This window comes from Pseudoalteromonas sp. '520P1 No. 423' (assembly GCF_001269985.1).
In the GTDB taxonomy this organism is placed as follows: domain Bacteria; phylum Pseudomonadota; class Gammaproteobacteria; order Enterobacterales; family Alteromonadaceae; genus Pseudoalteromonas.
Genome location: NZ_BBZB01000001.1, coordinates 2,674,473 through 2,700,282 on the forward strand (window position 1 = coordinate 2,674,473; position 25,810 = coordinate 2,700,282).

Annotated in this window: 22 protein-coding genes; 15 read left to right on the top strand and 7 right to left on the bottom strand. The window is 36.1% G+C overall.

The window, feature by feature from the left end:
• Window positions 1–91: 91 nt before the first annotated feature.
• The 3 genes from asnS to PSA_RS12155 all read left to right on the top strand — a co-directional run bounded on the left by asnS (window position 92) and on the right by PSA_RS12155 (window position 4,169).
• Window positions 92–1,489, top strand: a complete 1,398-nt coding sequence (gene asnS, locus PSA_RS12145; protein ID WP_042144190.1) for an asparagine--tRNA ligase — start codon at window positions 92–94, stop codon at window positions 1,487–1,489.
• Between the two features lie 158 nt (window positions 1,490–1,647).
• Window positions 1,648–2,355 (top strand): tRNA (N6-threonylcarbamoyladenosine(37)-N6)-methyltransferase TrmO, encoded by a 708-nt coding sequence (gene tsaA / locus PSA_RS12150; protein ID WP_042144187.1) that lies wholly within the window; start codon window positions 1,648–1,650, stop codon window positions 2,353–2,355.
• A gap of 92 nt (window positions 2,356–2,447) precedes the next feature.
• The gene (locus tag PSA_RS12155) at window positions 2,448–4,169 is read left to right on the top strand and encodes a proline--tRNA ligase (RefSeq protein WP_042144186.1); all 1,722 of its coding nucleotides are present in this window, start codon (window positions 2,448–2,450) and stop codon (window positions 4,167–4,169) included.
• 203 nt (window positions 4,170–4,372) lie between these two features.
• Here the strand turns inward: PSA_RS12155 and PSA_RS12160 are convergent, their stop codons facing one another.
• On the bottom strand, window positions 4,373–4,726 hold the full coding sequence (locus PSA_RS12160) for a peptidoglycan-binding protein (RefSeq protein ID WP_042144184.1): 354 nt from the start codon (window positions 4,724–4,726) through the stop codon (window positions 4,373–4,375).
• Between the two features lie 140 nt (window positions 4,727–4,866).
• Here PSA_RS12160 and PSA_RS12165 point away from each other — a divergent pair, with 140 nt between their 5' ends.
• Window positions 4,867–5,472, top strand: a complete 606-nt coding sequence (locus tag PSA_RS12165; protein WP_052379903.1) for a Crp/Fnr family transcriptional regulator — start codon at window positions 4,867–4,869, stop codon at window positions 5,470–5,472.
• A gap of 244 nt (window positions 5,473–5,716) precedes the next feature.
• Here PSA_RS12165 and PSA_RS12170 read toward each other — a convergent pair whose 3' ends face one another.
• A complete protein-coding gene (locus PSA_RS12170) occupies window positions 5,717–7,747 on the bottom strand; it encodes an NADPH-dependent 2,4-dienoyl-CoA reductase (protein WP_042144182.1) in 2,031 nt (676 codons plus the stop codon).
• A gap of 234 nt (window positions 7,748–7,981) precedes the next feature.
• Here PSA_RS12170 and PSA_RS12175 point away from each other — a divergent pair, with 234 nt between their 5' ends.
• The 5 genes from PSA_RS12175 (at window position 7,982) to infA (ending at window position 11,313) form a co-directional block, all read left to right on the top strand.
• A complete protein-coding gene (locus tag PSA_RS12175; protein ID WP_052379902.1) occupies window positions 7,982–8,416 on the top strand; it encodes a response regulator in 435 nt (144 codons plus the stop codon).
• Window positions 8,417–8,575: 159 nt separating this feature from the next.
• Entirely contained in the window at window positions 8,576–9,526 is a 951-nt protein-coding gene (gene trxB / locus PSA_RS12180; protein ID WP_042144180.1) for a thioredoxin-disulfide reductase, read from the top strand.
• A gap of 65 nt (window positions 9,527–9,591) precedes the next feature.
• Complete coding sequence (gene aat, locus PSA_RS12185; protein WP_042144178.1) at window positions 9,592–10,308, top strand: leucyl/phenylalanyl-tRNA--protein transferase; 717 nt, start codon at window positions 9,592–9,594, stop codon at window positions 10,306–10,308.
• Entirely contained in the window at window positions 10,301–11,005 is a 705-nt protein-coding gene (locus tag PSA_RS12190; RefSeq protein ID WP_042144176.1) for an arginyltransferase, read from the top strand. The genes aat and PSA_RS12190 overlap by 8 nt, the downstream gene beginning before the upstream one ends.
• Before the next feature lie 89 nt (window positions 11,006–11,094).
• Window positions 11,095–11,313 carry a translation initiation factor IF-1 gene (gene infA / locus PSA_RS12195; RefSeq protein ID WP_042144174.1) on the top strand — a complete coding sequence of 73 codons (219 nt, stop codon included), beginning with the start codon at window positions 11,095–11,097 and terminating at the stop codon, window positions 11,311–11,313.
• Window positions 11,314–11,424: 111 nt separating this feature from the next.
• Here infA and clpA read toward each other — a convergent pair whose 3' ends face one another.
• Window positions 11,425–13,689, bottom strand: coding sequence for an ATP-dependent Clp protease ATP-binding subunit ClpA (gene clpA, locus PSA_RS12200; protein ID WP_042144172.1), 2,265 nt, complete (start codon window positions 13,687–13,689; stop codon window positions 11,425–11,427).
• A 22-nt stretch (window positions 13,690–13,711) separates the two neighbouring features.
• Window positions 13,712–14,029, bottom strand: a complete 318-nt coding sequence (gene clpS / locus PSA_RS12205) for an ATP-dependent Clp protease adapter ClpS (protein WP_042144170.1) — start codon at window positions 14,027–14,029, stop codon at window positions 13,712–13,714.
• 356 nt (window positions 14,030–14,385) lie between these two features.
• Between clpS and cspD the strand changes: the two genes are divergently transcribed.
• From cspD to PSA_RS12220, 3 genes are all read left to right on the top strand, one after another.
• Complete coding sequence (gene cspD, locus PSA_RS12210) at window positions 14,386–14,598, top strand: cold shock domain-containing protein CspD (protein WP_042144168.1); 213 nt, start codon at window positions 14,386–14,388, stop codon at window positions 14,596–14,598.
• A 322-nt stretch (window positions 14,599–14,920) separates the two neighbouring features.
• Complete coding sequence (locus tag PSA_RS12215) at window positions 14,921–17,149, top strand: NADP-dependent isocitrate dehydrogenase (protein WP_042144166.1); 2,229 nt, start codon at window positions 14,921–14,923, stop codon at window positions 17,147–17,149.
• A 93-nt stretch (window positions 17,150–17,242) separates the two neighbouring features.
• Window positions 17,243–17,896, top strand: a complete 654-nt coding sequence (locus PSA_RS12220) for a pseudouridine synthase (protein ID WP_042144164.1) — start codon at window positions 17,243–17,245, stop codon at window positions 17,894–17,896.
• Between the two features lie 71 nt (window positions 17,897–17,967).
• Here PSA_RS12220 and PSA_RS12225 read toward each other — a convergent pair whose 3' ends face one another.
• Entirely contained in the window at window positions 17,968–19,653 is a 1,686-nt protein-coding gene (locus PSA_RS12225) for an NAD-dependent malic enzyme (RefSeq protein WP_042144162.1), read from the bottom strand.
• 326 nt (window positions 19,654–19,979) lie between these two features.
• Here PSA_RS12225 and PSA_RS12230 point away from each other — a divergent pair, with 326 nt between their 5' ends.
• Window positions 19,980–20,150, top strand: a complete 171-nt coding sequence (locus PSA_RS12230; RefSeq protein ID WP_157575775.1) for a hypothetical protein — start codon at window positions 19,980–19,982, stop codon at window positions 20,148–20,150.
• A gap of 99 nt (window positions 20,151–20,249) precedes the next feature.
• Window positions 20,250–20,522 (top strand): EAL domain-containing protein, encoded by a 273-nt coding sequence (locus tag PSA_RS27195; RefSeq protein ID WP_371257856.1) that lies wholly within the window; start codon window positions 20,250–20,252, stop codon window positions 20,520–20,522.
• 150 nt (window positions 20,523–20,672) lie between these two features.
• On the opposite strand, the gene ggt is transcribed toward PSA_RS27195, so the two are convergent.
• Window positions 20,673–22,424: a gamma-glutamyltransferase gene (gene ggt / locus PSA_RS12235; protein WP_052379901.1), complete on the bottom strand. Its 1,752-nt coding sequence runs from the start codon at window positions 22,422–22,424 to the stop codon at window positions 20,673–20,675.
• Between the two features lie 107 nt (window positions 22,425–22,531).
• On the opposite strand from ggt, the gene rrtA reads away from it, so the two are divergent.
• Window positions 22,532–23,119 (top strand): rhombosortase, encoded by a 588-nt coding sequence (rrtA, locus tag PSA_RS12240; protein WP_042144157.1) that lies wholly within the window; start codon window positions 22,532–22,534, stop codon window positions 23,117–23,119.
• A 59-nt stretch (window positions 23,120–23,178) separates the two neighbouring features.
• Here rrtA and PSA_RS12245 read toward each other — a convergent pair whose 3' ends face one another.
• Window positions 23,179–25,659 carry a prolyl oligopeptidase family serine peptidase gene (locus PSA_RS12245; RefSeq protein WP_042144154.1) on the bottom strand — a complete coding sequence of 827 codons (2,481 nt, stop codon included), beginning with the start codon at window positions 25,657–25,659 and terminating at the stop codon, window positions 23,179–23,181.
• Window positions 25,660–25,810: the final 151 nt, after the last annotated feature.

Here is a 25,810-nt window from a genome sequence, read left to right on the forward strand (position 1 = left end):
ACACAGGTAATATAGCCGCCTGAAAAATTAAAATTATATTTACATCTGTAATGTATATACAAAAGTATATTACAGAATCATTGGAGTGAAAATGAGCCACACAGCTATCACAGCATTATTAGCAGGCAAAGTAGAAGCAGAGTCTACGGTTACAGTTAAAGGCTGGATCCGTACACGTCGTGATTCTAAAGCCGGTATTTCTTTCTTAGCCGTCCATGACGGTTCTTGTTTTGATCCGATCCAAGCTGTGGTTCCTAATTCACTTAATAATTATGAAGAAATCACACGCTTAACAGCGGGTTGTTCTGTTGAAGTAACTGGTACGCTAGTTAAATCTCAAGGTAAAGGTCAGTCTTTTGAAATTCAAGCTGATACTGTTAACGTTGTTGGTTGGATTGATAACCCAGATACTTACCCTATGTCAGCAAAACGTCATAGCATTGAGTATTTACGTGAGCATGCACATCTTCGCCCACGTACGAATATGATTGGTGCTGTAACACGTGTTCGTAACTGTTTAGCCCAAGCAATCCACCGTTTTTACAACGATCGTGGTTTTGTTTGGATCAGCACACCTATCATCACAGCAAGTGACTGTGAAGGCGCTGGCGAAATGTTTAAGGTATCAACGTTAGATATGGAGAACTTACCGCGCACTGATAAAGGCGAAGTCGATTATGCTGAAGATTTCTTTGGTAAAGAAGCTTTCTTAACAGTATCTGGTCAGTTAAATGGTGAGACTTACTGTTCAGCTATGTCAAATATTTATACTTTTGGTCCTACTTTTAGAGCTGAAAATTCAAATACGTCACGTCATTTAGCTGAATTCTGGATGGTTGAACCTGAAGTCGCCTTTGCAGATTTAGAAGATATCGCAAAACTTGCTGAAGATATGCTTAAATATGTTTTCAAAGCAGTTTTAGATGAACGTCGTGATGATATGGAGTTCTTTGCGCAACGTGTAGAAAAGACTGCAATTGAACGTTTAGAAAACTTTGTAGACAAAGACTTTGCACAAGTTGATTACACTGAAGCGGTAGAAATCCTAAAAGCCTGTGGCAAGAAATTTGAGTACGCAGTTGAGTGGGGTGTAGATTTACAGTCTGAACATGAGCGTTATTTAGCAGAAGTACACTTTAACGCACCTGTCGTAATTAAAAACTACCCTAAAGATATCAAAGCTTTCTACATGCGTGCCAATGAAGATGGCAAAACTGTTGCTGCAATGGATGTTGTTGCACCAGGTATTGGTGAAATCATTGGTGGTGCACAACGTGAAGAGCGTTTAGATGTACTTGATGCACGTCTTGAAGAAATGGGCTTAGATAAAGAAGATTACAGCTGGTACCGTGATTTACGTAAATTCGGTACTGTGCCTCATTCTGGTTTTGGTTTAGGTTTCGAGCGTTTAGTTGCTTATGTTACAGGTATGGGCAATGTACGTGATGTAATTGCATTCCCACGTACTAAAGGTAATGCAACTTACTAATATCAAATCTAATGAATATACCAGTTAGTCTCTCGCTAACTGGTATTTCTAAATACCCCTTCTTTTAAATTAAAATTCCCATAATCTAAAATCAACCACTAGCTAGATGACACTTGCCTTGATATGATCTGATTATCAATTTTTTGAAAAATGATCTCATGGAAACTTACCAAATTAGTCCTCTTGGGACTATACGCTCACCTTATAAACAAAAATTTGCAATTCCACGACAACCAAGGTTAATACCTGAGGCACGTGCGCAATTAGAATTTTCTGGTGAATTTAACCGTGAAGAGTTTGTTCGTGGTTTAGCTGATTTTAGTCATATTTGGTTATTATTCAGATTTCATGAAACAGCTGATAAAGGTTGGTCCCCTTTGGTTCGCCCTCCTCGATTAGGTGGCAATGAAAAAAAAGGTGTATTTGCGACACGAGCAACTTTTAGGCCTAATGCGATTGGTATGAGTGCGGTAAAGTTAGAAGATATCTGCTACAAAAACGGCAAACTTTGGCTGGAGCTTTCAGGTATTGATTTATTAGATGGCACACCTATCATTGATATCAAACCTTACTTACCCTACTCCGATAGTTTACCTGATGCCACAGCAGGTTTTGCCGATACGCGGCCTGAAACTGAACTTGAAGTATGTTTTAGTGAGCAAGCAATCGAATTTTGTATGAAGCAGCAAAACACACACCCACACTTATATCAATTTATTGCTAAAGTTTTAAAGCAAGATCCTCGCCCTGCATATAAAAAGAGTAAAGGTGGCGTACAAGATTACGGTATGTGCCTTTATGACTTTAATATTAAGTGGAAAATTGAAAATAATCTTAATACTGTGCTAGAAATTAGACACCAATGATAAGTTAAGCTTTTTTGCAGCCCTTTGCACTGCTACACTAGAGCACTAAACGAAATAAAAAATTTAATACCCCAATTTATAACGGAAAAAACATGCGTACTAGTCAATATATACTCGCGACACTAAAAGAAACGCCTGCTGATGCTGAAATCATCAGTCACCAATTAATGCTAAGAGCTGGCATGATCCGCCGTCTTGCATCGGGTTTATATACTTGGTTACCCACAGGTTTACGTGTTTTACGTAAAGTTGAAAACATTGTTCGTGAAGAAATGAACAAAGCTGGTGCAATTGAAATGTTAATGCCTGTCATCCAACCTGCGGATCTATGGCGCGAATCAGGCCGCTTTGAAGAGTTTGGTCCAGAATTACTTCGTATTAAAGACCGTCATAATCGTGAGTTTGCATTAGGTCCAACACATGAAGAAGTGATCACTGATTTTGTTCGTAAAGAAATCAAAAGTTACAAACAACTTCCTTTAGCACTATATCAAGTACAAACTAAAGTACGTGACGAAGTTCGTCCTCGTTTTGGTGTCATGCGTGCCCGCGAATTTACGATGAAAGATGCTTACTCATTTCATTTAAGTGATGAGTGTTTAGATACTACATATCAAAAAATGCATACAGCTTACTGTAATATCTTTAAACGTATGGATTTGGAGTTTCGCCCAGTTATTGCTGACACAGGTTCTATTGGTGGCAGTGTATCGCATGAATTTCATGTATTAGCCGAGTCTGGTGAAGATGCTATCGCATTTAGCTCACAAAGTGATTACGCTGCAAATATTGAAAAAGCAGAAGCGATTACAACAGATACGCGTCCTGAAGCGTCAAAAGAATTAAATACTTTTGATACACCAGATGCTAAAACAATAGCTGAACTAAAAGCTAAGCACGGTGTTAAGCCCCATAGAGGCGTTAAAACTTTAATTGCTTATGGTGCTGCTGATGAAGAAGGTAACCGTGGTTTAGTAGCATTAGTTGTTCGTGGTGACCACGAACTTAACGAATTAAAAGCTGAAAAACTTGAATTAGTTGATAGCCCATTAGAGCTTGCTAAAGACGAAGACATTGTCAGTACAATTGGCGCTGCTGCTGGTTCTTTAGGTCCTGTCGGTCTTGAAATACCAGTGATCGTTGATAGCAGTGCAGCTGTTATGGCTGACTTTGTAGCTGGTGCAAATAAAAACCAAGTTCATTACAGTGGTGTTAACTGGGATAGAGATGTAACTAATTACACTGTGGCTGATATTCGTAATGTTGTTGAAGGCGATCCGAGTCCATGTGGACAAGGCGTCGTTAATATCAAACGTGGTGTTGAAGTTGGCCATATCTTCCAGTTAGGCACTAAGTATTCTGAAGCGATGAATGCCGGTGTGTTAAACGAACAAGGTAAAAACCAGCCGATGGCTATGGGTTGTTACGGTGTTGGTGTATCACGTATTGTTGCAGCAGCAATTGAACAAAATAATGATAAATACGGTATCATCTGGCCAGAAGCGCTTGCGCCTTTCCAGTTAGCTATCGTGCCAATGAATATGCACAAGTCGCATCGTATTCCTGATATCGCAAATGGTATTTACCACAAGCTTACACAAGCTGGTATTGAAGTATTATTTGATGATAGAAAAGAGCGCCCAGGTGTGATGTTCAATGATATGGAATTAATGGGTGTACCTTACACACTTGTTATTGGTGAACGTAACCTTGATGAAAACAAGGTTGAGTTAAAAAACCGCCGTACTGGTGAAAAAACGATGCTTGAATTAGATACTGTGATTGAACACTTCAAAACATTTTTTAACAAGTAATTTATAATATCTATTGATAGATAATAAAAACCCAATTTAATATAAATTGGGTTTTTTGTTTTTATAAAGCACATTTTCTTTATCATAAATATCACTCCTGTACTGTACTTGATTATATTCATCAGCCTAGGTGGTCCAATAAACTAAGTGAATTGCTAATGGCTGTTTGAGCTTAAACCATTTATTTCCTTCATTATTTTTTATCACTTTATGCCAATAACCCCATCGGGATTTAAGCCATGATGTTTTTGAAATTGACTCAATGCGTTAAATAAACCCTTTGAAAATGTATTTTTAGCACTGCGGTCTTGTTTTAAATAACCTAACAGATATAACCTATGTTTTACTTCACTTAACATCGGGTGCCTATCACCTAAATTTAAAAATGTTTCAAAATTATTTTCTAAAGGCCTCTCATTATTCAATTTAATAACGCTTGTGGGCATACTATGACTTGATATTAATCGTTTTTCTAATGATGGCGCGTCTTGAGATGCTATTGCCTGACTACAACACAGATAATAAAACACTATCACAAACAAGCTTTTTTGGATCATTACTAGACCCCATCATTTAACTTGAATTTAAATTTATGTATGGCGACTAAGTAGGCTAAATCAAAGTTAGATGAAATCTTTTATAGACTTTATTAATATTCAATTTTAAAATTTGTTAAAATATTATAAATTTTAGTTAAATGACTTCATTCACTCAAGCTGATTTAAATCATCAGTTAAAAATCAATTTTGAAAAGCAAATTAGCCAGCCATTTGATAATTGGTTATCTTTTTCTGAAAAATTCAAACATAAACAACTCACTGAAAATCAGCATTGGATTAAAGCGGGCGATTTTTGTGAAGATATCGGCTTTATCTTAAGTGGCCTATTACGTGTTTATTATATTGATCATAATGGCAATGAAGTGAATCAACATTTTTATCAAGCCAATGAAGCATTAGCGCCCATCAGTGCATTAGTTTCAGCTCAGCCTTGTGAATATTATATTCAAGCAATTGAACCAGTCGATTTAATGCTTTCTAATTATAGAGACTTAAATAATACACACTCTAAAAATACTCAATGGTTACAACTAGAAGTTAAGTTGTTACAAACTGTTTTTATAAAAAGTGCAAAGCGAGAAGCTCAGTTATTATTAGGTAATGCAGAGCAAAGGTATAAATGGTTTTTAAAGGAGTTTCCTAACCTTAACGATAAGTTAACTCAATATCACATCGCTTCTTTTCTGGGGATCACAGCGGTTTCTTTATCAAGATTAAAAAGAAAAATGGATACAAGGTATTAACAGGCTCTTCTTGGCTGCGCATAATTCTCGTAAGTTACTCCAAAGGTTAATTGGTTTTAACTTTACGAGACTGATAAATATTTGTTAGACGCAGATCGCCGGACATTTACCTTCTTACCACCATATGAATATGGTCTTCAGGTATTTCCAATTTGACTATATCTATATTTGACCTAATCAAAATGGCTATTAGGTCAAAATTTACACCTTAACGATTTTTAATACTTCTATTCTTTTATAAAGACTAAATAACAGCTGCTAACCTAACACCTTGATCAATTGCGCGTTTAGCATCCAGCTCTGCTGCTTCAAAAGCACCGCCAATTAAATGATGAGGTTTGATTAAGCCTTGTGTTAATTCATCTAAAGGCTCTTGTCCTGCGCACATAATGATATTATCGACCTCTAACAATTGGTTCTTGCCATCAACTTTAATATGTAAACCTTTATCATCAACTCTTACATACTCACAAGATGAAAGCATCTTTACACCTTTTTTATGAAGCCCTGATCTATGGATCCAGCCCGTAGTTTTACCTAACCCCGCACCTACTTTTGTAGATTTACGTTGTAATAAGTAAACCTCTCTGCCAGAAGGTATTTGTTTCTCTTTCACACCTTCAATTCCGCCTCTTGCTTTTAACGACATGTCCACGCCCCACAGTGCCATAAATGCAGGTATATCTTGGCTGGTTGACTCTCCTTGATGACATAAAAACTCACTCACATCAAAACCAATACCACCAGCGCCTATTACCGCTACTTTTTTGCCTACTTCTTTTTTATGTTTCAATACATCTAAATAATTTAAAACCTTTGCATGATCTAAACCTTCAATATTAACCTTTCTTGGCTTTATACCTGTCGCAATAATAATCTCATCAAAATCTTGATTATTTAGATCCTCTGTATTTACTCTATGATTTAATAGTAAATTCACATCATGTTCTTTTATTTGTGAGTCAAAATAGCGAATGGTCTCATTGAACTCTTCTTTACCAGGGACCTGATTTGCAACATTAAACTGGCCACCAATTTTAGATTCCGCATCAATTAAAGTTACTTTATGACCTCTTTTAGCCGCAGTTGTCGCGAACGCCAAACCAGCAGGACCGGCGCCAATGACAGCTAAATGTTTTTTACTTTTTGTTTCCTCGATTTGTATTTCTGATTCATGACATGCTCTTGGATTAACTAAACAGCTTGTCATTTTCCCATTAAATACATGATCTAAACATGCTTGGTTACACCCTATGCATGTATTAATTTGATTAGACTGTCCTAATTCGGCCTTTACAACAAAATCTGGATCAGCTAAAAAAGGGCGAGCCATGGAAATTAAATCAGCATCTGCTCGCTCAAGTACCTGCTCTGCTACATCTGGCATATTAATACGATTAGATGTGATTAATGGTATTGATAATTCTTTTTTAAACTTAGCAGTCACCCAAGTAAATGCAGCTCGAGGTACTTTTGTTGCGATAGTTGGCACTCTTGCCTCATGCCAGCCGATACCAGTATTAATGATTGTTGCACCTGCTTTTTCAATCGCTTTTCCAAGCTGAACAACTTCTTCGAAAGTACTACCACCTTCAACCAGGTCAAGCATTGATAAACGATAGATGATTATAAAATTATGCCCTACAGCTTCCCTTGTTCTTTTTACAACTTCAACTGCCAGTTTCATTCTATTTTCATAATCGCCACCCCACTCATCTTCACGCTTATTGGTTCTTTTGACTAGGAACTGATTTATAAAATAACCCTCTGACCCCATAATTTCTACACCATCGTAGCCACCTACTTTGGCGTATTTAGCCATTTGTACGATATCTGATATTTGTTTTTCTATACCTTGGTGATCGAGTTCTATAGGTGTAAAAGGGTTGATAGGTGCTTGAACAGCTGAGGGCGCGACTAAATTTTTATTAAAAGCATATCGACCTGTATGCAATATTTGCATGCAAATTTTTGCATCTTCTTTATGTACTGCATCTGTGATTGTTTTATGTTTGAGTGCTTGGACATCGGATTCTATAAGGTTAGTATGCGGATGAGTTGCGCCTTCTTGGTTTGGCCCAAAACCTCCGGTTACAATTAAAGCAACACCGCCCTTTGCCCTTTCAGAAAAAAATGTCGCCATGCGTTCAATACCATCTTCTTGCTCCTCTAAGCCTGTATGCATCGATCCCATAATGATGCGGTTCTTTAATTGTGTAAAACCTAAACTTAATGGCGTAAATAATTTTGGATAATGAATAGTTGACGGTGACATATAGTGCTCCATATTTTCAATAATTATTTTTAATTCTGATGTTCAGTATCACCGAGTCATTTACATGTGTCGTTATCATTTGATAACTTCTACTTAAATTTATTCTTATTTCAATAAATCATAGATTTAAACGAATATACTTACAGTTTTACAAAGCTGTACTATCTTTAAGTTAATGCATATTGTTTAAGTTAATACATATAAATTTTCTAATATCACTTTGTAGGAGTTTAAATGGCTAGAATATTGATACTAGATGATGATTTAAATATTTTAGAGTCACTAAAAAGGCTGCTGGCTCGGAAAAAACATCTACAAGTTGAATACTTTTCTGAGCCAAGTAAAGCATTAGAAAGAGCTGAAAGTGGATTGTTTGAATTATTCATTTCTGATTTTAATATGCCATTAATGGACGGTGTGACCTTTTTATCAAAAACAAAAGAAATTCACCCAAGATCACAACGCATTATTTTATCTGGCTGCGCTGATTTAAATACTGTTGTTGACGCAATCAATAATGTGCAAATATACCGTTTTATAAATAAACCTTGGCATAACTTAGAATTTATTGCCGCTATCGAGCAGGCACTTGAATATCACCGTGTTCTTACTGAGAACCATTTTCTATCAGAACTTGCCCGCGAACATAACTTATTGCCCGAACAGTAAACAACAACAGTACAGAAAAATGCACAAGTTGCATTTTTTCAAAAAAAGTAATTCTCAAACATTTTACAAATTTGTTTACTTGCTGCTTGTTTTTCTTAGAATCAACCACCATCTAAAAAACAATAAATAAATTTATATTTAAAGTATCTGGAATATTTCATGACATCAGCAAAACATAGTAAATTACTTATCTTAGGTTCAGGCCCTGCAGGCTATACAGCTGCTGTATATGCAGCGAGAGCAAATTTAAACCCTGTTTTAATTACAGGTATGCAACAAGGTGGACAATTAACTACGACGACAGAAGTTGAAAACTGGCCAGGCGGCAGCGCAGACATGACAGGGCCAGGTTTAATGGAACAAATGAAAGAACATGCTGAGCGTTTTGAAACAGAAATTATTTTTGACCATATCAATACTGTTGATGTTAAAAACCGCCCTTTCACATTAACAGGTGATTCAGGCACATATACGTGTGATGCATTAATCATAGCAACAGGCGCCTCTGCCAAGTACTTAGGCATGGAATCTGAAGAAGCATTCAAAGGCCGTGGTGTATCAGCATGTGCAACATGTGATGGTTTCTTCTACCGTAACCAAGAAGTTGCTGTTGTTGGCGGTGGTAATACAGCTGTTGAAGAAGCGTTATATCTTTCAAACATCGCTTCAAAAGTACATTTAGTGCATCGTAGAGATACTTTCAGAAGTGAAAAAATCTTAATCGACCGTTTAATGGAAAAAGTTGAAAACGGTAATATCGTATTACACACAGATAGCACGCTTGATGAAGTATTAGGTGATGATATGGGCGTAACTGGTGTACGTCTTAAATCTACTAAATCTGACGATACAAAAGAAGTTGCAGTAATGGGTGTATTCATCGCGATTGGCCATAAACCAAATACAGATATGTTTGTTGGTCAATTAGATATGAACGATGGTTACTTAGCTGTGCAAACCGGTTCTCACGGGAATGCTACTCAAACAAGTGTTGAAGGTGTTTATGCCGCAGGTGATGTATCTGATCATATTTACCGCCAAGCAATTACATCTGCTGGTACGGGTTGTATGGCTGCACTTGATGCTGAAAAGTTTTTAGATAACCTATAATTATTAACTAAACTTTTTTAAAACCGAACATTTTATGAATGTTCGGTTTTTTTATTTGAAGAATTATGTCTAAACAAATTTATCAATTAGATCCTACAAAACATGGATTCCCTGATCCAGAACTTGCCTTAAGGGATCCTGACGGGCTATTAGCCTTTGGTGGAGATTTAACTACACAAAGACTAAAGCTTGCTTACAAGTCGGGAATTTTCCCTTGGTTTAGTGAAGACGAACCAATTATGTGGTGGTCGCCATCTACACGTGCGGTTATTGAGCTAGATAACTTCCATATCAGTAAAAGTTTAAAAAAATATCAGAAAAAGAATAATTTTAAAATCAGTATTAATACCCAATTTGAATCTGTTATAGAAGGCTGTCAGCAGCAACGCATAGATCAAGAAGGTACTTGGATAACGGATGAGATGAAACACGCTTATTTATCGCTGCATCGCTCAGGAATTGCTCATAGCATTGAAGTCACTTTTGAGAATAATCTAGTTGGTGGTTTATATGGCATCATGCAAAATGGTACTTTTTGTGGAGAGTCAATGTTTCATACAATGACAAACACTTCAAAACTTGCAAGTTGGGCATTAGTCAATTGGCTTAAAAAACATGATGCCCATTTTATTGATTGTCAGCTCACAAACCCTTATTTAACATCTTTAGGTGCAACAGAGATCACACGATCTGATTTTTTAGCTAAACTTATATTATCAAACAAATTTACAATGCCATCAGATATGTGGAAACCACAACAATTAGAAAATATATATGAATAAGCATTTGCCAACTAAATTAGGACTTAGTCAAAGTTTTCCTTGTAATTACTTAGCCGATGAAGAAGAGCAACTGTTAGTGATACTTGAACCATCATGCTATACCGAGTTTGGTTATGAACATTTATTGTCTTTAGGTTTTCGCCGCAGCGGCGATCAAATCTATCGGCCGCATTGTGCACCGTGTTTTAAATGTAAGGCAATACGAATTGTGGTTGATGAGTTTATACCTAGTCGCTCTCAAAAAAGAAAATTAAAAAATGCACAAAAACAGTTTACTGTAAAATATAGCAATGCGGCCTCGAGTGAGTATTATTCTTTATACGAAAAATACATCAATCAACGTCATAGTGATAGCAGTATGTTTCCAGCAAATGAAGAACAATATAAAGGTTTTTTGCTATGTACTTGGCTTCCTATTACTTATATTGAGCTTTATAAAGAAGAAAAACTGATTGCTGTTGCTGTCACAGATCAACTTTCAAATTCGTTATCTGCTATTTATACTTTTTTTGATCCTGATTTTGAGCACTTCAGTTTAGGTACTGTTATGGTAATCGAGCAGATTAAATTAGCAAAGAGCCAAAACAAACCCTTTGTATATTTAGGCTACCAAATTGACGAATGTAAAAAGATGAATTATAAAAATCAGTTTAAAAACCATCAAATTTTAGAATTTGACCGCTGGATTAGTATTTAATTTACAAATATCACTTATCCTCCTTTACTTATCGTCTTCTTTTGGGCAAAATCTGCACCTTAAAATATTCTAGAGGTGATGCGCTTAAGATGGCGAAAGAAGACGTAATTGAAATGCAAGGTACAATCCTTGACACTTTACCAAATACTATGTTCAAAGTAGAGCTTGAGAATGGTCATGTTGTTATAGCTCATATTTCTGGCAAAATGCGTAAGAACTACATTCGTATACTGACAGGTGATAAAGTAACGGTTGAATTAACACCTTACGATCTATCAAAAGGACGTATCGTTTTCCGTGCCCGCTAAGCACCAGAAGAATCAAAATAGTTTTTGATAAATAAAAAAGCTCAGTTTTAACTGAGCTTTTTTGTGTCTAGCCAACTCTCCACAAGTATAAGTTGGCAAAAGATTATAAAATTAAGCTGGTGTTAATTCTTTCTCAAATTCAAAATGAAGCTTTTTAGCTTTCACTTTTATTTTAACAACACCCCCTTCAGTTAACGCACCAAATAAAATTTCATTTGCTAATGGCTTTTTAAGCTTGTCTTGAATTAATCGTGCCATAGGCCGGGCACCCATAGTCTTATCATAACCCTCTTTAGCCAACCATTGACGTGCTTGATCTGTCATTTCTAGACATACAGACTTTTTATCTAGCTGTGTTTGCAGTTCTACAATAAATTTATCAACAACATGTAGAATAACTTCTTCATCTAAGTGGTTAAACCAAATAATGTTATCAAGTCTATTTCTAAACTCAGGTGAGAAGGTTTTATTTATTTCGCCCATTGCATCAAAACTATGATCTTGTTGTTTAAAACCAATCGTAGAGCGTGTTGTTTCAGTCACACCTGCATTGGTAGTCATAACAACTACAACATTTCTAAAATCAGCTTTACGACCATTATTATCAGTTAAGGTACCGTGGTCCATTACTTGTAATAAAATATTATAAATATCAGAATGCGCTTTTTCTATTTCATCAAGTAAAATGACACAATGGGGCTGCTTAATAACGGCTTCTGTTAATAAACCACCTTGATCAAAACCCACATAACCTGGGGGCGCACCAATCAAGCGACTGATTGCATGACGTTCCATGTATTCAGACATATCAAAGCGAACAAGCTCTATACCCATGCATTTAGCTAGCTGCTTAGTGACTTCGGTTTTACCAACACCTGTAGGTCCAGCGAATAAGAAAGAACCAATTGGTTTATCTTCACTTGAAAGACCTGAGCGAGATAAACGAATTGCGGATGTTAAAGCATCAATAGATTCATCTTGTCCAAATACAAGTAGTTTTAAGTTACGATCTAAATTTTTAAGGGTATCTTTATCTGACGAAGATACACTTTGTTGTGGTATACGGGCCATTTTTGCAATAATTTGCTCAATGTCAGCGACACCTATGGTCTTTTTACGCTTTGATACAGGTAATAATCTTTGATTTGCACCTGCTTCATCTATGACATCAATCGCTTTATCAGGTAACTGACGCTCATTAATGTACTTTGCACTTAGCTCTGAAGCTGCGCGTAGCGCTTTTTGCGTATAACGAATCCCGTGATGTTGCTCGTATCTGTCTTTTAATCCATTGAGTATTTTAGTGGTATCAGACACACTGGGTTCTAAAACATCAATTTTTTGAAAACGTCTTACTAGCGCACGATCTTTTTCGAAAATGTTTTTAAATTCACCGTAAGTAGTTGAGCCCATACAACGTAATTTACCACTAGATAATAATGGCTTAATTAAGTTAGAAGCATCCATCACCCCACCAGAGGCCGCACCGGCACCAATAATAGTATGAATTTCATCTATAAATAAAATAGCGTCTGGTTCTTTTTGTAATTGCTTTAATAGTGATTTAAAACGTTTTTCAAAATCACCTCGGTATTTTGTACCTGCTAACAAAGAGCCCATATCCAATGAAAAAACAACGGCATCTTTTATTACATCTGGTACATCATCGTTTACAATTCTATAAGCGAGGCCTTCAGCTATTGCCGTTTTACCAACACCTGCTTCACCAACAAGTAATGGGTTATTTTTTTTACGACGACATAAAACTTGTACAACACGCTCAACTTCAGAATCTCTGCCAATTAAAGGATCTATATTTCCTTGTTCAGCTTGTTGATTGAGGTTACTGGTAAAGCTCTCAAGCATATTATTTTCATCGTTCGGCGCTTCAATAGGCTCATCGATCATTTCATCATTGTTAACTTGTTCATCTGATGAATCGAGTTTTGAAATTCCGTGAGAAATAAAGTTCACTATGTCTAAGCGACTAATATCACTTTTTTTCAATAAGTAAACGGCTTGGCTTTCTTGCTCACTAAAAATGGCAACAAGTACATTGGCACCTGTTACTTCATTCTTTCCTGAAGACTGTACATGAAAAACAGCTCTTTGCAATACACGTTGAAACCCTAACGTAGGTTGAGTTTCTCTATCTTGATCGATCTCAGGAATGAGCGGCGTTGTTTCATTAATAAATTCAGATAACGATGTTTTTAATGCAAGGGTATCACTACCACATGCACCTAACGCTTCTGCCGCAGAAGGGTTATCGATTAAGGCTAATAATAAATGTTCAACTGTCATAAATTCATGGCGATGAGACCGCGCTTCTCTAAAAGCTGAATTTAGTGTCATTTCTAGATCTTTATTTAGCATAGGCAACTCCTAAGATGGAAGATCAAACTTGTTCACATCGGCACAACAGAGGATGTTCATGATCTCTGGCATACTGATTCACTTGTTCAACTTTTGTTTGGGCAATATCTGCTGAATAAATACCACAAATTGCTTTACCATCGTAATGAACTTTGAGCATAATTTCCGCTGCTTGGTCACTATTTTTGTTGAAAAATTGAATTAAAACCTCAACAACAAAGTCCATAGGGGTAAAGTCATCATTATTTAAAATCACTTGATACTTACGTGGTGGCTGCAATTTTTGCTTTTCACTATCACGTACCGTATCAATCACGTCAGCTTGTTTTAAACCACTCATAATTAAATATAGTCATTTCTCATGCAGTCAAGCAAACTTGATTGCAAAAAAGTGTAAAAAAAAATAAACCATTAAAAATTAATCAAAAAACTTGACTGTTTGACTAAATAAACTACAGTCAGAATTAAGTTTGGTTAATCAATAAACAGTTTAACCTGAAACTTTGAGATATATCATTTGAAATATAATGAATATATCTACTCAAATAGCCATTTATAAAACATAAATAACTATTTGTAAGTATACATCAGCATTGTACAGGAACAACTGAAGAACATTGATATATAAAAATTGACAACACAACGTATAAATTAAATATAAAAATTAATTAGTCAACTTACAGAAGGATTAGCAGTATGGCTTGCGGTAAAGTTAAATGGTTTAATAATGCAAAAGGTTTCGGATTTATTGTTGCAGATGATGAAGATATATTTGCTCATTACTCAACAATTGTCATGGATGGATATAAAACACTTAAAGCAGGTCAAGATGTCACCTTTGAGTTGCAAGCAGGTCCTAAGGGTTTGCATGCAACTAATATAGCACCTACAGATGAAAACTTAGCTTAAAAATATAGTTGGCTCCATATTTTGGAGCTTTTTAGTTACGCATTTCCTGTTACCACATATTTCCTTTAAAAATCCTCCCTCCCCACTAGACTAAAGTATATATACTTCCTTTGGTGTAAATAACTATCTATTAACTGTAAACAAAGCGTTTCACTTTCTTAATAAACTCTTCTCTGTAAGCTATTTATTTTTACTCTTTTTTGCTATACTACCCGGCGCTAAATTACCTATTAAGGCGTTAAAAACGTAATAATTCTAATTTAGCATCCATGATTGCATTGTTGAGAATAGGCTTAATGGCCTGGGAATATTAGGAAATATGATGACTACAAAAACATCTAAAATCATTTATACAGAAACAGATGAAGCACCAGCGTTAGCAACACATTCATTGCTACCAATTATCCAAGCATTTGCTAATGCATCTGATGTTGCTGTTGAAACACGAGATATCTCTTTAGCAGGTCGTGTAATTGCAAACTTTCCAGAATATTTAAAAGAAGAACAACGCATTGCTGATGCGCTTGCTGAACTAGGTGAATTAGCTAAATTACCAGAAGCAAATATCATTAAATTACCAAACATCAGTGCGTCTGTTCCACAATTACAAGCTGTTATTGCAGAATTACAATCTCAAGGTTATGCATTACCTGATTACCCAGAAGATGCATCTACTGAAGAACAAGAAAAAGTAAAAGCGACTTACGACAAAATTAAAGGTAGTGCGGTAAACCCTGTTTTACGTGAAGGTAACTCAGATCGTCGTGCACCTGCTTCTGTTAAGCAATATGCTAGAATTAACCCACACTCAATGGGTGCTTGGGCAAGTGATTCAAAGTCCCATGTTGCTGCTATGTCTGAAGGTGACTTCTTTGGTTCAGAGCAATCTGTAACTGTTGAAAAAGCAACGGATACGCGCATTGAGCACGTTGCACAAAATGGTACTGTTACAGTACTAAAAGCTAGCCAACCATTATTAGATGGCGAAGTGATTGATGCATCTAAAATGAGTGTTGCTGCATTACGCACTTTCTTAGAAGCGCAAATGGTTGAAGCAAAAGAGCAAGGCGTTTTATTCTCGCTTCACTTAAAAGCAACAATGATGAAAGTATCAGATCCAATCATCTTTGGCCACGTTGTTACTGTTTACTATAAAGACGTATTTGAAAAACACGCTACATTATTTGCTGAGCTAGGTGTTGATGTTAAAAATGGTCTTGGTGATGTTTATGCTAAAATCGCAAATCTTCCTGCAGAACAAAAAGCAGAAATTGAAGCTGATATACTAGCTGTTTATGATACACGTCCTGCACTTGCAATGGTTGATTCTGATAAAGGTATCACAAACTTACACGTACCAAGTGACGTGATCGTTGATGCATCTATGCCTGCATGTATCCGTTCTTCTGGTCAAATGTGGAATGCTGAAGGTCAACTACAAGATACTAAGGCAACAATCCCTGATCGTTGTTATGCTGGTGTTTTCCAAACTACTATTGAATTCTGTAAAGAAAACGGTGCGTTTGATCCAACAACGATGGGTAGTGTACCTAACGTTGGTTTAATGGCTCAAAAAGCTGAAGAATACGGTTCTCATGATAAAACATTTGAAATCGCAGAAGCAGGTACTGTAAGAGTTGTTGATTCTAACGATAATACTTTACTTGAGCATTCTGTTGAGCAAGGTGATATCTGGCGCATGTGTCAAGCTAAAGATTTACCAATCCAAGATTGGGTTAAATTAGCTGTTAACCGTGCTCGTGCATCTCAAACACCTGCCATCTTCTGGTTAAATGAAGAACGTGCACATGACCGTGAAATCATCAAAAAAGTAAATGCATATTTACCACAGCATGATACAACAGGTCTAGATATTCAAATCATGTCTCCTATTGAAGCAACTAAATTCTCTTTAGTTCGCATCAAGCAAGGTTTAGATACTATTTCAGTAACTGGTAACGTATTACGTGACTACAATACTGATTTATTCCCAATTTTAGAACTTGGTACAAGTGCTAAAATGCTTTCTATCGTGCCACTTATGAACGGTGGTGGTTTATTTGAAACTGGTGCAGGTGGTTCAGCGCCTAAGCATGTTCAACAGTTCGAAAAAGAAAATCATTTACGTTGGGATTCTTTAGGTGAGTTTTTAGCACTAGCTGCATCATTTGAACACTTAAGTGTGACAACTGATAATGCTAAAGCAAAAGTTTTAGGCGATACGTTAGATTTAGCGACTGCTAAATTCCTACAAGAGAATAAATCTCCTTCTCGTCGTGTAAACGAACTTGATAACCGTGGAAGCCATTTCTACTTAACATTATTCTGGGCGCAAGAACTTGCTGCACAAAATGATGATGCTGACCTTAAAGCTAAATTTGCTACACCAGCTGCGCTTCTAACTGAAAATGAAGCTAAGATTGTTGCAGAGCTTAATGATGCACAAGGTGTATCAGTTGACGTTAAAGGTTACTTCAAAGCAGATGCAGCACTTGTAAGTAAAGAAATGCGTCCAAGCACGACATTAAATGAGATCATCAGCAATATTTAATATTTGCTAATACTGATTTAATTAATAAAAGGGCATCACATGATGCCCTTTTTTAGTATAATTAATTTAAGATAACTTTAAATTTTATGCGAAATGTCAAAAATTAAAATAAAACCAAGCAAGCCTCGTTTTAATCCCACAAAACCTACAAATAAATATAAATCGCATAAATCAGTAGAACAAAAGCCAAAAGGTCCAACTAAAGTTGTATTATTCAACAAACCTTTTGATGTCCTTTGCCAATTTACCGATGAGAAAAATGAACAAAAACCACGAAAAACCTTAGCTGACTATATTAATGTAAAAGATGTATATCCTGCAGGCAGGCTAGATAGAGATAGTGAAGGACTACTTATTTTAACCAATAATGGTAAATTACAAAATAAGCTCGCCTCGCCAAAACATAAAACAGAAAAAACCTATTGGGTTCAAGTTGAAGGTTCGCCAGCCGAGCTGTCTATATTAGACTTATGCCAAGGCGTAAAATTAAAAGATGGCATGACATTGCCTGCTAAAGTACGTGTTATAGATGATCCTGAGGTTTGGCAACGTGATCCACCGATACGTGAGCGTAAAAATATCCCAACAACTTGGTTAGAAATAAAAATAACTGAAGGGCGAAATAGGCAAGTAAGAAGAATGACCGCACATATTGGACACCCGACATTAAGGCTGATCAGATACAGTATTGGCAAGTGGTCTATTGACGATATTGATAATGGTGAATATAAAGAAGTTAAAAAGTAGCTTATGATTTATTAAACAAACCTTACAAATTTGTGTAAGGTTTTTTTATTTAACGACTAATCACTTATATCTTATAAACTACAGCGTTTGTAGTTTCTGTATTCCGGTAACCAGTAATTTTTTTCTATCGCGGCTCTAATTGCATCATCTGAAATTTCTAATGCTACACCTTCTTCAATTGCTTTTTTAGCTAGTTTAAAGGCTATCTTTTTACTTAAAGATTCGATGTCTGTTAGTGCTGGCAGTAAACTCCCCTCGCCGGTATTAGCAAGTGGAGAGTTTTCAGCAAGTGTTTCACTGGTGATCATTAACATGCTTTCAGTAACACGCGTTGCGTTAGCTGCAATCACACCCAGACCAATACCAGGGAAAATATAACTGTTATTACATTGTGGTATTTTAAACTCTTTACCTTCAAACTCAAATGGTGCAAATGGGCTGCCTGTAGCAACAATTGCTTGACCTTGTGTCCAAGTAATCACATCTTGTGGTGTTGCTTCTACTTGCTTAGAAGGATTACTTAATGGGAATATGATAGGTCTATCACATCCTTGGTACATCGTTTTAATAACTTGTTCTGTAAATAAACCAGGCTGACCTGAAACACCAATTAAGATATCGGGTTTAGCACAGTGCATTACATCTAATAATGATGCAAATTCGCCGCTATAGCTCCACTCTTTTAGTGCATCTTTACTTTGTACGAGTGCTGCTTGAAAATCACGTAAGCCACCCATGCCTTCACTTAATAAACCAAAACGGTCAACCATGAAAATTTGCCTGCGCGCTTGTGCTTCACTGATCCCTTCAGTGACCATTTGGCTGATGATTTGCTCAGCAATACCACAACCAGCAGAACCAGAACCCACAAAAACAACTTTTTGTTCTGATAGTTTTACCTCTTTAACACGACAAGCAGCTAACAATGAACCTACAGTAACTGAAGCTGTGCCCTGAATATCATCATTAAAACAACAAATTTCATCTCTGTAACGTTTAAGTAATGGCATTGCATTAGGTTGTGCAAAATCTTCAAACTGCAATAATACATTTGGCCAGCGGCGCTTGATTGCATTTATAAATAAATATACAAACTCATCGTATTCATCTTGATTGATTCGTTTATGGCGTGCACCCATATACATAGGATCGTTTAATAATTTTTCATTATTAGTACCTACATCCAGCATTACAGGTAAAGTATAGGCTGGGCTTATGCCTCCACATGCTGTATACAAAGATAACTTACCTATTGGAATGCCCATACCGCCTATGCCCTGATCGCCAAGGCCTAATATTCTTTCTCCATCTGTTACAACAATTACTTTGACGCTATTTTTTGTCGCATTACGTAAAATGTCATCAATTTGATGGCGTTCTTCATATGATATAAATAAACCACGAGAACTACGGTAAATATCGGAGAATTGCTCACATGCATCACCTACCGTTGGTGTATATATAATTGGCATCATTTCTTCTAAATGTTCGCGTACCAAACGGTAAAAAAGTGTTTCATTATTATCATGAATTGCGCGTAGATAAATATGCTTATTCAGGTCTTCATCAAATTTTGTATATTGTTGGTAACAACGTTCAACTTGTTCTTCGATTGTTTCATAACGCGGAGGCAATAAACCAGTTAAATTAAAGCTTTCTCTTTCTCGTTCTGTAAATGCACTGCCTTTATTTAATAAAGGTGTTTCTAGTAGGCTTGGCCCCGAATAAGGGATATATAAGTAGCTTTGATTATTCATTGTCTCTCTAGCGTTTTAATGTGTTCAATACAATAGCTAATTATTATGGTTATATAAAAAATTGCAATGAATATTCACTTGTATACAGCAAAAACTTGACATAAAAACATGAATTAACGCTATTTATACAAAAAAGTTACAGCTCGGATGAGATCAATTTATTTATAGCCATTATTTTTTAGCTATTATTCCAAAATATCTCGTTTTACCGGATAAATTACAAAGCAAAGCTAGTATTAGATCAGACCTATCAATGTGGCATCGTCATTGTTTCTGAAATGGATAAACGCGTTATATCTTTGGCCTCAGATCTTGCAAGAAAAGGAATGAAACATCTGATCGGTAATTTACCTAAGCCAATTTTTATTGAAAATCTAACTGCTATTATGGATAAGCTTCACTTGTTTTTACAAGAAGGTGTGCAATCAAATCTTGAGCTCACCGAAGACGAGTTATTAAATGCAATAACTGAAAACCAGATCACGCCTTTTTACTAACCTAAAGTTGATAGTAAGGCCAATAGAGTATCAAGTATAGAAGCGCTAGCGCGTATAGTTAGGCCACAAGATCTTCACCCAATTGCGCCTTCTGCGTTTATCCCTGTCGCTCAAAAATATGGAGGGTTTGGCCTTTCTTTAGATGATTTTGGCACTGGGTTTACAAAATTAAATCAGCTTAGAACGTTACCTTTTACTGAGATAAAGATAGACCGCAGTTTAATCTCAGGGATCCATAATGACCCTTTTGAACAAACGATTGTAAATGCTCTGGTTGATTTATCTAAAAAACAAAAGATCGATTTAGTCGCTAAAGGAATAGAGCTTTTTGAAGAACTAGAGTTTTTACAATATTATAACAAAACATTTTGATGCAAGAATATTTAATTAGTAAACCAAAACCAATTCAGGAATTGTTAAAATCGCATCATGTATGGCAAAAGTCCGTAATAAATTAACTTTATAAGTGTATTTGGATCAGGGAGGGAATTTTCTCCTCCCTGTTTCTAAAGAATATTGAAATTATTCTGACAGCGCTATACCCTCTCGCCTTGGATCAGCTGCACCATATAGTTTGCTATTAATCAATTCAACAGCATGAATACCTGAATTTAAATCAACAATTTTAACTGTATGCCCTAAATTTTCAAAATCAGCCGCTTTTAAGGCGAGTTGAGTATTATTTTCGAGGCTAGTATAACGATTACGATTTGTGATCCTCGGCATATTAATCGCCTCTTGTGCACTAAGGCCCCAGTCTAAAACACCAATAACAGCTTGTGCCACATAATTTATAATGCGACTGCCACCTGGTGAGCCTATAACAAGTCTTAAGCTCCCATCTTTATTAAATACCATCACTGGAGACATAGAGCTTCTTGGGCGCTTATTTGGCTCAACCCGATTTATAACCTCTAGACCATTTTTCTTAGGAGATAATGCAAAATCTGTTAACTGATTATTTAATAGATACCCGTTCACCATTAAAGTTGAACCAAATGCCATTTCTATCGAGGTTGTCATCGAAATCGCATTGCCTTTTGCATCTACAATCGAAATATGACTGGTTGATGGCATTTCATATGCGTCATCAATCGCATAAGCTAAATTTTGTACCGGCTCGCCCGCGTTTACTTTACCCATATCATTTCGAGTGATTAAAGCAGCGCGTTTAGTAATATATCTAGGCGCTAATAATTCATTTACAGGGATTGATGCAAAATCAGGATCTGCCATATACACATCTCTATCAGCAAAAGCTAAACGAGAAGCTTGGGTAAAATAATGTAGTGCTTTCACATTATTAACTTCATATTGTGATAGATTTTTATCTTCTAATAATCTTAATATTTGTAATAATGCAACGCCGCCTGAACTTGGGGGCCCCATGGAGCAGACTTTATACTCATGATATGGTGCACAAACTGCCTGTCGTTCTTTGGCTTGATATTGCTTAATATCCTCAACAGTTAATATACCGGGTGCAACTTTTGAATTTTGAACTGTTGCTGCTATTTTTTTTGCATTTTCCCCTGAATAAAATGCTGTTACGCCTTCTTTCGCAAGCTGTTTGTAAAACTTCGATAATTCTGGATTTTTTTTATTAGTACCTGCTTTTATTACTTGATCATTTGGAAAAAAGTATTCTTTTGTTCCCGGCATTTGATGTACACCCGGATTAAATTTCTTGCTTAACAACATTTCTAGTCGAGGAGATACTATAAAGCCATTTTCAGCCAATGCAATTGCATCATCAAATAACATATTCCAAGGTAAATTGCCTTTTGTTTTATGTGCCTTTGCTAATGCAGCAAGTACGCCGGGTACACCAACTGAACGCCCGCCCACAACCGCATCAATCCATCTCACAGCATTACCGTTTTTATCTAAGAATAATTCGGAATTAGCTTTACTAGGCGCAGTTTCCCGACCATCAAAGGTCGTTAAGTGATCCATTTTTTTATCGAAGTGCATAATAAAAGCACCACCGCCAATACCTGATGATTGCGGTTCAACTAACGTTAATACAGCTTGTACAGCAATTGCGGCATCAATCGCACTGCCACCTTTTGCCAAAATAGCTTGGCCCGCTTTAACTGCATATGGATTGGCAGCGGCAACCATGAACTTATTACCTATAGAAGCTTTTTTTAAATCAAAGCCAGTTGCAGCTTCAGGTTCTCTATCTTCTCTTTTTGGTTTTTGTGCAACATCGTGGGCAACAACAGATAATGGCAAGGTTGCTACAAATAAATAAGTAATTATTTTTTTCATAATTGTATTTTTTATTAACTCAATATTTGCATTTTAATGTTAAAACAGCAAAATAAGCAAAGCATTAGCAGTTCTTTTTGTTTTACCTAACCGTTTTATGGATACAGATGATCGATTTACCTTTAAGTAAAAAATATATTTTTCCGCCGTTACTTCTAATCTTTTGCAGTTTTTCTTTTGAATTATTGTCTTTAAATCCAATACTTGAATTTAATCGTTCATTAATACAGCAAGGCGAGTTTTGGCGGTTGCTAACGGGTCAATTTGTGCATTCAAACTGGTATCACTTAGCGCTAAACTGTGGTGGAATTATCTTGATATGGGCATTACACGCAGAGCATACATCTCCTAACAGGTATGCTTTTAATATTCTGTTTTTAGCTTTATTTTGTGGTTTAGGCTTATATGCTTTTTACCCTCAAACACATATTTATACCGGGTTAAGTGGTTTATTACATGGTGTGATTGTTTTTGGTGCTATTAAAGATATTAATAGTGGCATGAAATCTGGTTATCTTTTATTGCTAGGCGTATGGGCAAAAGTATTATGGGAGCAATATTCTGGGCCTAATGCCGATGTAGGCGCATTGATTGATGCAAGGGTTGCTATTGAAGCACATTTAATTGGTGCGATTGGTGGTAGCTTGTTTTTACTTGAAAAACCACTTTTAAAATTAAGCGCTAACAGAAGGTAATACAATTAAAAAAGCCTAGGGAATTCCTAGGCTTCTATCTAGTTTTAAAAAAGCACTAATTAAAGCTTTTCTTCAAACAACTTATGTATTCTACGGTATTCATCTAACCAGCTTGAAGGCTGGCGAAATCCATGTGGTTCAACAGGGTAAATTGCCGTTTCAAAGTCTTCTTTTTCAAGTTCGATGAAACGCTGTACTAAACGTACTACATCTTGAAAAAATACATTATCATCAACCATAGGCGCGTTGATCAATAAGTTTTTCTCTAAACCTTCAGCAAAATAGATAGGTGAACTACGCTCGTAAGCAATTGGATCAACGTCAGGACGATTTAAGATATTAGATGTATAACCATCATTATAATGAGCCCAATCACTTACAGGGCGAAGTGCTGCACCTGCTTGGAATAATTCAGGACGTGTTAATAATGCCATAAATGTCATGAAACCACCGTAAGAGCCACCATATGTGCCTACTCTTTGATCGTTAACATTCGCATTTTTTTCCATCCATTTAACACCATCAGCTAAATCTTGAATTTCAGGTGTGCCCATATTTCGGTAAATCGCTGTACGCCAATCACGACCGTAGCCTTTAGATGCACGGTAATCCATATCCATTACAACATAACCTTGCTCAGCAAGTAGTGAATGGAACATAAATTCACGGAAATATCCAGACCAACCTAGATGTGAGTTTTGTAAATAGCCAGCACCATGATTAAAGATAACAGCTTTACGATTTTTGCCTGTTTCGCCTTCTTTATAGTCTGCTGGGTAATATACTTTTGCATATATTGGCTGTTCAGAATGAGAAGATTCAACAGCAATTACTTTAGGTGTAATAAGAGATGTATTTAAAAATTGCTCTGAAACTGTATTAGTTAAACGAGTCACCTCTGCGCCAGCTGTCGCATCTGTCATGTATAACTCTGTCGGTAATGCTAATTTTGAATGAGATAATAATAATTTAGATTCATCAGGGCTCAATGAGAAATCTGTCATACCATTTAAATCAGTGATAGCTTCACGGTTACCCGTTTGAACATTAACACGGTAAACTTCGTAAATTCCTGGGTGCTTTTCGTTAGCTTTATAATAAATATGGCTATCATCTTTTGTTAAAACTAAATGCGAAATAACAAATTTACCTTGTGTTAAAGCTGATACTTCACCATTTACTGGCTTTTTATAAAGTTGGCTATAACCTGATTCTTCAGATAAGAAATATAATGTTTCTGAGTTATTTAACCAACCAAAATCATTGTAAGCATAATTTACCCAAGCATCATCATGTAATCTGTGTTGTGGTACAAACTCTGATTTATCAAAATCTACTGATGCAATCCATCTATCTTTGTTATCCCAAGCTTCAAGCATCACAGCAGCCTGTGTACCTTGTTGATTCCATTGAATGGCACTTTGTGACCAAGTCCAATCACTCATTAAATTAATAGAGCGAGGCGATTTTTCTGATTTGTATTTTTTACCATCTCTGGCGTAGTTTTCTTTTTTAACATCTGCTAGTACATCTTCATCGAAGCCAGGTAATTTATCAAACGTTAATTCTGTTTGTACACCTGTCGTTAAATCTAAGGAATAAACAATCGAAGTTTGTGGTTTTGCATCAGCAACACGGCGACGTACTTTTTCTGCTTTAACACGACCATCATCTGCAATGTAATTTGGCATAATATCGCCATCTGCACGCCAGGATGTTTTTTTAGTAACAACAGCAATGATATGAGTGCCGTTAGGTGACAGTTGTGCATCAATCAAACGCATGCCTTTACCTAAGTAAAATGCTTCATCAACGCGGCTAGGGTTATTAGCGTTAATTTCATTTTTTAAATTTTCTTTATCTTTTTTATTTTTATGTGTCAGAGCTATATAATCAATTAATTTATGTTGCTCTTGTGCGATGTAATCTTTTGGCTCAACAACACCTTTAGGTTTATCTGCCATTTTTAAATTAGCGATCTCAACTGTTAAACCGGTTTTAAGATCAACTTTATTTAACTTTGAACCTTCACGGTAAACTAAACTACCATCATTTAAAAATTGTACTTGTGATTCATTTGCAGATGAACGTGTAATTTGCGTTAAAGCACCCGTTTTTACATTCTGAACAAATACATCGCCCTTAAATACATATGCTTGTAATTTTCCATCTTTAGAGTAAACAGCATATTTAGAACCCGTTTGGTGCAGTGCTTCAACCGCTACTTTGTCACCATTGTTATTTGCTGTTAGATTTTGATTAAATAAATCTTTAAGCTCGTTACCTGCTTGTTTACGCGTATAAAATACAGAGCTTGAATCGGCTGCCCAATATGAAGAAAGTGGTTGGCGACCTAGCCAATCAGGGTGGGCCATTGCTTGCTTTAATGTAATTGAAGTTTCACCAGCTTTAACTGGTGCTTCAATAACTTTAGCAACAGGCGCAACTGTTGTAGTGGTAGATTCATTTGATAGTGTTTGACAACCTGTTAATGCAAAAGTAGCAGAAACGGCAAGTGCAATTAGCGTTTTATTAACCATAGCGTATTCAGTATTCTTATATTGGAATTATCTGCTAGTAATTTAAACTCACTGTATAAAATAGCAATGGTTTTAATCGTAAAGAATTGTTACTTGGACGAAAGAGATTTTAACGCTTATTCATTCGTAATACTTGCATATCAAATATTTT

Excerpts from the sequence above, each read along its gene's own strand:
- asnS (WP_042144190.1), top strand. The coding sequence starts at position 92 with ATGAGCCACACAGCTATCACAGCATTATTAGCAGGCAAAGTAGAAGCA.
- tsaA (WP_042144187.1), top strand. The coding sequence starts at position 1,648 with ATGGAAACTTACCAAATTAGTCCTCTTGGGACTATACGCTCACCTTAT.
- PSA_RS12155 (WP_042144186.1), top strand. The coding sequence starts at position 2,448 with ATGCGTACTAGTCAATATATACTCGCGACACTAAAAGAAACGCCTGCT.
- PSA_RS12160 (WP_042144184.1), bottom strand. The coding sequence starts at position 4,726 with ATGATCCAAAAAAGCTTGTTTGTGATAGTGTTTTATTATCTGTGTTGT.
- PSA_RS12165 (WP_052379903.1), top strand. The coding sequence starts at position 4,867 with ATGACTTCATTCACTCAAGCTGATTTAAATCATCAGTTAAAAATCAAT.
- PSA_RS12170 (WP_042144182.1), bottom strand. The coding sequence starts at position 7,747 with ATGTCACCGTCAACTATTCATTATCCAAAATTATTTACGCCATTAAGT.
- PSA_RS12175 (WP_052379902.1), top strand. The coding sequence starts at position 7,982 with ATGGCTAGAATATTGATACTAGATGATGATTTAAATATTTTAGAGTCA.
- trxB (WP_042144180.1), top strand. The coding sequence starts at position 8,576 with ATGACATCAGCAAAACATAGTAAATTACTTATCTTAGGTTCAGGCCCT.
- aat (WP_042144178.1), top strand. The coding sequence starts at position 9,592 with ATGTCTAAACAAATTTATCAATTAGATCCTACAAAACATGGATTCCCT.
- PSA_RS12190 (WP_042144176.1), top strand. The coding sequence starts at position 10,301 with ATGAATAAGCATTTGCCAACTAAATTAGGACTTAGTCAAAGTTTTCCT.
- infA (WP_042144174.1), top strand. The coding sequence starts at position 11,095 with ATGGCGAAAGAAGACGTAATTGAAATGCAAGGTACAATCCTTGACACT.
- clpA (WP_042144172.1), bottom strand. The coding sequence starts at position 13,689 with ATGCTAAATAAAGATCTAGAAATGACACTAAATTCAGCTTTTAGAGAA.
- clpS (WP_042144170.1), bottom strand. The coding sequence starts at position 14,029 with ATGAGTGGTTTAAAACAAGCTGACGTGATTGATACGGTACGTGATAGT.
- cspD (WP_042144168.1), top strand. The coding sequence starts at position 14,386 with ATGGCTTGCGGTAAAGTTAAATGGTTTAATAATGCAAAAGGTTTCGGA.
- PSA_RS12215 (WP_042144166.1), top strand. The coding sequence starts at position 14,921 with ATGACTACAAAAACATCTAAAATCATTTATACAGAAACAGATGAAGCA.
- PSA_RS12220 (WP_042144164.1), top strand. The coding sequence starts at position 17,243 with ATGTCAAAAATTAAAATAAAACCAAGCAAGCCTCGTTTTAATCCCACA.
- PSA_RS12225 (WP_042144162.1), bottom strand. The coding sequence starts at position 19,653 with ATGAATAATCAAAGCTACTTATATATCCCTTATTCGGGGCCAAGCCTA.
- PSA_RS12230 (WP_157575775.1), top strand. The coding sequence starts at position 19,980 with ATGAAACATCTGATCGGTAATTTACCTAAGCCAATTTTTATTGAAAAT.
- ggt (WP_052379901.1), bottom strand. The coding sequence starts at position 22,424 with ATGAAAAAAATAATTACTTATTTATTTGTAGCAACCTTGCCATTATCT.
- rrtA (WP_042144157.1), top strand. The coding sequence starts at position 22,532 with ATGATCGATTTACCTTTAAGTAAAAAATATATTTTTCCGCCGTTACTT.
- PSA_RS12245 (WP_042144154.1), bottom strand. The coding sequence starts at position 25,659 with ATGGTTAATAAAACGCTAATTGCACTTGCCGTTTCTGCTACTTTTGCA.